The sequence below is a fragment of the Micromonospora sp. DT62 genome (assembly GCF_049847285.1).
GTDB lineage: Bacteria > Actinomycetota > Actinomycetes > Mycobacteriales > Micromonosporaceae > Micromonospora > Micromonospora reichwaldensis.
Genome location: NZ_JBNCOB010000026.1, coordinates 92,518 through 100,552 on the forward strand (window position 1 = coordinate 92,518; position 8,035 = coordinate 100,552).

At 67.3% G+C, this 8,035-nt stretch carries 4 protein-coding genes and 1 pseudogene; 3 read left to right on the top strand and 2 right to left on the bottom strand.

Going from position 1 to position 8,035, the window contains the following annotated elements; genetic code table 11:
- The first annotated feature begins 479 nt into the window (after nucleotides 1–479).
- From ACPXCB_RS26250 to ACPXCB_RS26260, 3 genes are read left to right on the top strand one after another with little or no spacing between them, the layout of a single operon-like run.
- The gene (locus ACPXCB_RS26250) at nucleotides 480–1,736 is read left to right on the top strand and encodes a hypothetical protein (protein WP_425878333.1); all 1,257 of its coding nucleotides are present in this window, start codon (nucleotides 480–482) and stop codon (nucleotides 1,734–1,736) included.
- Complete coding sequence (locus tag ACPXCB_RS26255) at nucleotides 1,733–3,736, top strand: hypothetical protein (RefSeq protein ID WP_425878335.1); 2,004 nt, start codon at nucleotides 1,733–1,735, stop codon at nucleotides 3,734–3,736. Before ACPXCB_RS26250 ends, ACPXCB_RS26255 begins: the two co-directional genes overlap by 4 nt.
- Nucleotides 3,737–3,768: 32 nt before the next feature.
- Nucleotides 3,769–6,456 carry a DEAD/DEAH box helicase gene (locus ACPXCB_RS26260; RefSeq protein WP_425878336.1) on the top strand — a complete coding sequence of 896 codons (2,688 nt, stop codon included), beginning with the start codon at nucleotides 3,769–3,771 and terminating at the stop codon, nucleotides 6,454–6,456.
- A 471-nt stretch (nucleotides 6,457–6,927) separates the two neighbouring features.
- On the opposite strand, the gene ACPXCB_RS26265 is transcribed toward ACPXCB_RS26260, so the two are convergent.
- Together ACPXCB_RS26265 and ACPXCB_RS26270 are read right to left on the bottom strand one after the other, a co-directional pair.
- Nucleotides 6,928–7,470 (bottom strand): hypothetical protein, encoded by a 543-nt coding sequence (locus ACPXCB_RS26265; protein ID WP_425878338.1) that lies wholly within the window; start codon nucleotides 7,468–7,470, stop codon nucleotides 6,928–6,930.
- Nucleotides 7,471–7,751: 281 nt separating this feature from the next.
- Nucleotides 7,752–8,035: pseudogene (locus tag ACPXCB_RS26270) on the bottom strand (hypothetical protein); the annotation flags it as partial.

Consider the following 8,035-nt stretch of genomic DNA (forward strand, 5'->3'; position numbering starts at 1 on the left):
TGACCTGGCCCAGCCGAACGCTGCTCTCGTCAAGCGGCAGGAGACTGAGCTCTGCACGGCTCTCCATTGGCCGGCAAAGACGCGTTGCGTCGTCAGAGCTGAAGCACATCACTCGGTCTGGCATCGCTGACCCTCATCCCCGAACCGCCCGCACCGCGCTGCATCGTCACAGACACGTCGCAGTGGCAACGCGTAGGGCCCGCTCCGGACCGTTGGGGCTTTTCAGACAGTACCGGCATATCCGGTCCCGAGGCGAGGCGCGATCCAAGGTCCCGTGTCCCCAGCAGCGACAAGCCAGTGCCGCCGTTGGGGCCCGTCCGATCAGCGGCCCGGGTTGAGGCCTTGGGCGCGGCCATCCGCGGATTGTCGTAGCTGGCAGATAGATTCGTTACGAGTCGCCTGGCAGAACCGCCGCATTCTTATCCGTCTCCCTGGGGGTGATTCTCGCGATGCCATTGATGGGACTCACAATCCCGGCGGTGTCCGCCTACGACCCGCCAGCCTCCGGTGAGGGGAGTCTCGACCCGATGGGTCTGAGCGCGATCTCCGATCGGCTCGCCGAGGTGCTGGTGCCGGGGCTGCGGGCGCGGATGCGCTGGGTGCGGTTTACCACCGCGATGGCGGTCGGGGCGGTTGCGACCGAGTCCTTGGCCGATCAGCAGCCCCACGACGACGTCTCGACACCGGCGATCTGCTTCGAGTGGCTACTCATCGAGGCGTTCGTGCGCCGGATCGAGCGAGGCCTTCCTTCCGACGTCCCTGGCAGCCAAAAGACGCGCACCGCGATCAACCGGGGCGAGCGGCTGTCCCGACAGACCTACCTCAACAGTCCGCGGGTCTTCGGCTTCTACGGCGTCTACAAGCCGTTCGCGGTTGACGCGGGTGTGCTGACCCAGGATCTGGCGCCGGCCGAGCGGTGCGTCGAGTTGGTCCGGGCGTGGGAGCACGACCACGGCCTGGCCGGCTTCGCCGACGAGGTTCCCGGCTCGGATGGCGCGGCGATCCGACGGCGGATCCACGAGGAGGTGCGTGCGGCGCTGCAGAAGGGGTCCCTTACGGTCGCCACCGGGGCGCAGCTACTCGGGCGGCTCGCGACCACGCTGCGCCCCGACAAGATCGGACCGACCGAGGCAGGGGTGCTGCGCCGGCTTGTCACCGACAAGAGGCACGAGCACCGCGCCGAACTCGCCCTCCTGCTGGCGCGCGACGACCGCACCGCCACCGAGCCGCAGCTGCTCGCCGCCGCGCGGAAGCACGCATCTCAAGAGCTGGGCCGAATCATCGACGCGGTGGTCAGCTACGAGGAGCTGGCGATCCTCGTCAACGCCGCCTTCCGCCTGCTCTGCAGCGTGTCGTACTCGCTTGGCGGCCAGCCGCTCACCGCCTCCCACGTCGCCGACGACGAGATGCTCGGCCGGTGCGCCCGCGAGATCCCCGAGCGCTTCAAACGCGCGGCCGACCGCGTGGCCGAGGTGACCCATGACATCTACCTGGAGCAACGCCTTGGCGAGTTCGTCTACCCCCGCTCGCCGAAGGACCTTGCAGAATTCGTACTTCGCCATCACGAGCAGGTCCAAGCAGGCAAGCCCGGCGGGAAGCGCAGTTGGTTCGAGCCGTTGCGCGATGGCTGGGTGGTCCGCCCACCCTACGGCAGCCCTGAACGACCAGACCTCAACTACTTCGTCCATCCCGTACGCGTTCACACCCTGCGCAGCTTCATCGGGGCCACGTCATGACCGTTCGGCTGCTTGAGCACTGGTCGGCGCCGCAGCACGCCGGCCGACCCGTGGCATGCCTAGCCACCACCTTCACCTTTGACGCCGACTTCTTCGCGCAGGACTGCCTATCCCGCTTCCTGTCGCTCTCGACGGGCACCGGCGACGGCGATCGGATCTCCACCATCGCCTTGATCCTCGAGGAAGAGGACCGACTTGCCGAAACGCAGGTGACGGTGCTTGCCGACCGCAGCACGCGCACCCAAAAGCGTAACCTGCGCTGGGATCTGCTCCCGGTCGCCGTACCAGGCGATGGTCTGTTGCATGCCAAGGCCGCGCTTCTGCTCTGGGAGCGCCACTGCCGGGTGCTGCTCGGCTCGGCCAACCTCACCGCCGCCGGCTACCGGCAGCAGGTCGAGTTCGGCCTCGCCTTGGACCTTGACGAGCACTGCCAGGTACCACGGGCGGTCTTCATCGAATTGCACGACGAACTGCGCAACCTCGTCGACCTTGCTCCCGGACCATCACAGCTCGGCCCCAAGGCGCGCGCACTGGCCACCCTGGCCCTGTTCCGGCAGCGCGTCGAGGCCGCCGACTTGCCCGCCTGGCCAGCTGCGGGTATCCACATCGCGCTTGCGCCCGCCCGGCCAGGAGTCAATCCGCTTGACCGTCACGAGGCGATTTGGCGCGGGGGCAAGCCGTTGCGCGCGACCGTGCTTTCGCCGTTCTGGGACGCCGGGACGCCCGCACCCGGCATTGACGCAGTACGCCGCCTGCTCACCGGGCGGCCGGCGCAGGAGCGCCAGCTGACCATCCTCGTCGACATCAGCCCGTTCACCGGCAAGGTGCAGGGACCGCCATCCCTGATTGATCAGAACGCACCCGTGTCCGTCTACGCGAGGCCTGACAAGGAGCGGCGGACACTGCACGCCAAGCTCGTGCTCTTGGAAAGTGACACGTGGGTCGCGGCGATGGTCGGCTCGTCGAACGTGACAAGGTACGGCCTGGGCCTACACCCAGGCGCGCACCGCGAGCTCAACATCTGGATCGGCTGCGAACTGAACTCGGCCGAAGGCAAGGCGCTGCGGGCCCTCGCCGCCAAGGGCGACCCGATCGTGTCCGACGCGCAGGAGTGGGAGACGCCAGCCGACGAGGACGAGGCGACCGGGCACCAGTTGCCGCACGGTTTCGTCGACTGCCTCCTGCAACTGCAACCCGAGCCAGCCGCAACCCTCACCCTCGATCCGGCAACGCTGCCCGCCAGCTGGCGGATCCTCGACCCGGCAGGTCACCCTCTCTACGACAGTGCGGCCTGGTCGACAGCCGTCCAGCCTCAAGCACGGGTTCCACTCGCGCCGGGCACGCCGCTGCCGGCCTACCTGCTAGTACGTTGGCACGTCAATGGGCAGGAGGTTGAGTCGACCTGGACCGCGAATATCGACGACCGCGGTGCTCTGCCACCGCCCAGCGAGCTACGGGAGATCCCCGTCCACGCCCTGCTCGCCGCGCTCGCCTCGACGCGACCGTTGCCCGTCGCCGTCGAGCAGGAGCTACGCAAAGTCGAGCGGGCCGCAGATGTCGGCGCGGACACCGAGCTGGATCCGCTGACGCGCTACGACAAGGCACACCTGATGCAGCGCGTCCGGCAGTCCTCGCTCGCGCTGATGCGGCTGCAGGAACGGCTCGCACGGCCGGCAAGCAACCTCGATGCGGTGCGGTGGCGACTGCACGGGGCGCTCGGCCCGCTCACCCTTGCCGAGAGCATGGTCCGTACGCCCGACAAGCAGATGGTCAACGGTGAGAAGCACTTCATGCTCGCCGAGCTCGCTCTCACCATCGCGGCCGTGGACTGGTCGGCCGTTCTCAACGTCGATGAGCAGAATGTAATCACACGGGAAGTGACAGCGGTGCTGGAGCAGATCCGAGGGCAGGCGCGGCGCCTGCCCTCGTCACAGGACGCCGCCCTCGACCGCTATGTCCACGACGCGGTGAAGGAGGCCTTGGCGAAGTGTGGCCGCTGAGACCTGGGATCAATCTTGCTACGGCCGGCCGCGTGTCCGCCCAGGACGCCGCCCGGCAGCTGCGCACCGCCGACGCCATCCTGCGCTCCCTGGCCGACCAACCCGGCGTGGTGCTCGCCGACGAAGTCGGCATGGGCAAGACCTACGTAGCCCTCACAGTGGCGGTCTCCATGGTGGAAGCGACCGGACGCGCCAACCCTGTCGTCGTCCTGGTCCCGGCGGCAGTCGCCGAGAAGTGGCCGCGTGAGTGGCAGGTCTTCGCCGAGCACTGCCTCCCGCCCGGCCATGGGCTGCGCGGGTCGCGGCCGGTCAAGCGAGGCAGCGACCTGCTCAAGCTGCTCGATGATCCTCCTGGGGAGCGACAGCACCTCATCTTCGCCACGCACACCGCGCTCACCAGCACGCTCACCGACCCGCTGATCCGGCTCGCCCTGCTACGTCAGGCAACCCGGTACGACCGCGAACGGGACAAGCACCGCCGTGTGCTGGCCAAGCATGCCCACGCGCTGCTACGGGAACGCCGGTTCCGGGGCGAGGCGGGCCAGGCCTTAGTGGCGGCGCTGCTCGACACCCAACCGGGCCGGTGGAAGCAGGTGTGGAACCGAACCCGCGCCGAGGATTCGCTCGACGACGACCCGGTGCCTGCAGCACTGCTCGACGCCGTATCCGGGCTCGACCTCGAGCGCCTACGGCAGGCGCTGGCTGCCGTGCCGGTCTACCGCACCGCCAACCTGGGAGAGCGGCTCAAGGTCGCTCGGGCACAGATCGAGTGGGCACTTGGCAAGGTCTGGAAGGGCGCCCTGCAGCGCCTGGACGTCCGGCTGCCGCTACTCATACTCGACGAGGCCCACCACGTCAAGAACAGGACCCAGCTCGGCGACCTGTTCGCCAACACTGTTGACGAGCGCGGCGCGCTGGGAAACATGTTCGAGAGGATGCTGTTCCTCACCGCCACACCGTTCCAGCTCAACCACGACGAGCTGATCCGAATCCTGCGTAGGTTCCATGGCGTGCGCTGGTCGTCGCAGGCGGCGCGGGAGCGATTCGACGACCAGGTTGAAGAACTCCAGAACGGGCTCAACCGAAGCCGTGCCGCTGCGCTGCGACTGGAACGGGCCTGGTCGCGGCTTGAGGAGTCCGACGCCCCCCAGGTTGCCTCCGTAGCCACATTCGAAGTTGAGGAAGGGCAGTCTGAGCGAGTCCGTACGGCGATCACCGCCGCAGCCGCAGCACACGACGAGCTCCGATCGGCCGAGAAGCTGCTGCGCCCATGGGTCATCCGACACACTAGGGCCAGCCGGACCCAGCGTCGCGACTACCACCCCGGCCGGGCGATCCTGGACGGACGTGACACGGGTTCAGGCCTGACCGTCGAAGGCGAAGCAGTGCTGCCGTTCCTGCTCGCCGCCCGCGCCGAGGCCATCGCGGCCCTCAACAACGCGGGCAAGGCCAGCCCGGTGCGGGGCTACTACGCCTACGGGCTCGCCTCATCCTTCGAGGCCTACGCCGACACGAGAGCCCACCGGATCGCCAAGCTCGACGACCTCGAAACACCCCACGACTACACGCCAGACAAGTCCGCCACCGCCGCGAAGGACCAACTCCGGTGGTACGTCGAGCGCATCAAGGCGGCTCTGCCGAACGACACCGCCGACGGCTGGGCAGCGCACCCGAAGGTCGCCGCGACTGTCAGCCGCGTGGTCGACCTATGGCGACGCGGCGAGAAAATCCTGGTCTTCTGCTTCTACCGCGAAACCGGCCGTGCCCTACGCAACCACATCTCGCGCGCCATCCGTCAGGAGATCATCAACCAGGCCGCGCAGGCCCTCGGGAGGCCCACCGACGACGACGTGCTAGCTGAGGTCGACGCGATCGCCGAACGCCTGCTACGCAGCGACGTCAGCGGGTACAACGACTTCCGGAAACGAGTCGCCAGCTACCTCAACGGGCTCGATGACGAGACGACGCAACGGGTACAGGATGTGGCCGTCCGCTTCATGCGCACGCCCTCGTTCCTGACTCGCTACGTCGATCTCTCCCGCAACCTGACCATCGCGGGGCTGCTCGCCGGCCTGGACCGCGGCCAGCCTGGCGCCACCTTCGCAGACCAGATCAAGGCCTTCGCCGCCTCCCTTGCCCAACAGGTCGACAAGGAACGCGACGACGTGCTCATCGCCCTAACCAGCATTCAGACCGGTGGCATCCGCACCACCAGCGAACACTTCGACACCTCCGAGCGCTCCCACGACCGCGAAGTACTTCTACCCAACGTCCGCCTAGTCAACGGGGAGGCGAAGCCAGCCACCCGCGAGACGCTCATGCAGACGTTCAACACCCCGTTCTTCCCCGAGGTGCTTATCGCCAGCAGCGTCATGGCCGAGGGCGTCGACCTCCACCACGCCTGCCGCCATGTCATCCACCACGACCTCGACTGGAACCCCAGCACGCTGGAGCAGCGCACCGGCCGTGTCGACCGCATCGGCTCCCAGGCCGCCCGGGTCGGCCAGCCTGTCGTCGTCTACGAGCCGTACCTCGGCGGCACCCACGACGAGAAGATGTTCCGGGTCGTCAAGGACCGCGAACGCTGGTTCGGCATCGTCATGGGCGAGTCCCCCGACAGCTCCGAGTGGGTCACCGAACGTCAAGCCGCCCGTATCCCGCTTCCCCCAGCGCTCGCCAGGGCCCTCACCATGGACCTGGCCACCCCGGTGGGTCCATGACCATCGCCGCAGCCTGGAGCCGGAGCGCCATCGCCGGAGGCGCCGTAACCCGAGCCCGCGCGGCGCGCCAGCGCGCTAACGCAGGCGAGACCCTCCCCTACATCGCGCCGGGTTATGCCTCGTATCACCACCTCACCGACCTTTTAGGCGTTCAAGGAGGCAATCCACCAACCGAGCCGGTCCGTGACGCGTGCGGGAACGGCCCCAACGGCGACAAGAGGATTCAACTGCACTAGCCATGATCCGGCATCGCGACCTCAAGCTTGGTGCGAGCCTCTGCTCGCCGAGACAAGCATCGACAACAAGACCCCACCTGTCGGGCAAGCGAAGTGGCCGATAGGGGGCACTTCACCGGAGCGGTAGAGCCATGGCTGCCTTCTGCCAGCCGATGAGACCGGGGATCGATGGATGCCCGTCGTTGACCATCGCCTCGACGGCGCCTGCGGACCTGTCTGGGATAACAGTGATCGGTCAGGCGAACGGGTGCGGGTCGAAGCTGATGCCACCCCGTTCGGCCATCCGGAGCACCCGTCTGCCGTAACGCGGGGGTCTGCGCACGTACAGGGTGTAGCGCGACGCCTGGAACCGTAAGTCCATGTCGCGCCCCTCCAGGTGCCAGCAGGGCTCCTTCAGGTGCGTGCCGGGCTCCTCCTGACGCAGGTTCTTCAGCTCCATCGGCAGGCACACGGAGTGCAGGCTGCCGACGATGTCCCAGACGCTCTTGAAGATCAGCGTGGCCGGCGCTACCCAAAAGTGAACTTCTGACATGGATCCCGACTCGACCCGGCGCACGATGTAGTCGAGGTCGAGATGCAGCTGCAGGGTCGACGGTGCAATGGGATCGAGGTCGTTCTGCTCCCAGAACTCCTCCGGGGTCAGGTCCTCGGGCGGATCCTCGTCATCGGTGACAGCGAGCGCGTGAATTCGGCAGTAGTCCCACGACGTCTCCACCAGTTCCTCGTCCGTCAAGGTGGCCTTCCGGAGACCGGACTCAGGGTGCACAACTGTCTTCATAGAACGATTGTCGCCAAGCGCGTCGACAGCGCCAGATGTCAGTCGTGATTAGTACCCACGGCTCGAAAGATTCGTCGTCCAGCGTCGAGCAGTCCGCCTGGATGTCGCGCCAGGCTCGGCGCAGACCGAGCAAGCCGTCACAGACGCGGTACCGCATCGCACGGACCGGCTCTGGCCAAGATCAGGTGCACACTTCTGCCGCCGACCGGGCGTCAGGGTGCGGCACCTGAGTGAGATCAGGTGACGCGCTCGCTTCCGCCAACAGGCGAGCACCGGAGGCGCTACGCCCACGGTGGGATGTACCGGCTCACGTACTCTCGAGCACGAGAAAGCGGGTCGCGCCAATACTGATTCGGCATACGGGAGTGGTGCTCCTCGCAGAATTCAGCGAGACTGACCGTGATCTTGACCCGCTCCAGCGGGCGGCCTTCGAACTCTGTGTTGACCGCCAGCAACTGCGGCTCGGGATGCCAGCCTGAGTGGTCGAAGGTTGCGTCCACGGAAGTGGTGTACGACTTGCCCGTGATGGGCGTGTTGCGTAGATGAGAGACGGCCACCGCGCGAT

Excerpts from the sequence above, each read along its gene's own strand:
- ACPXCB_RS26255 (WP_425878335.1), top strand. The coding sequence starts at position 1,733 with ATGACCGTTCGGCTGCTTGAGCACTGGTCGGCGCCGCAGCACGCCGGC.
- ACPXCB_RS26265 (WP_425878338.1), bottom strand. The coding sequence starts at position 7,470 with ATGAAGACAGTTGTGCACCCTGAGTCCGGTCTCCGGAAGGCCACCTTG.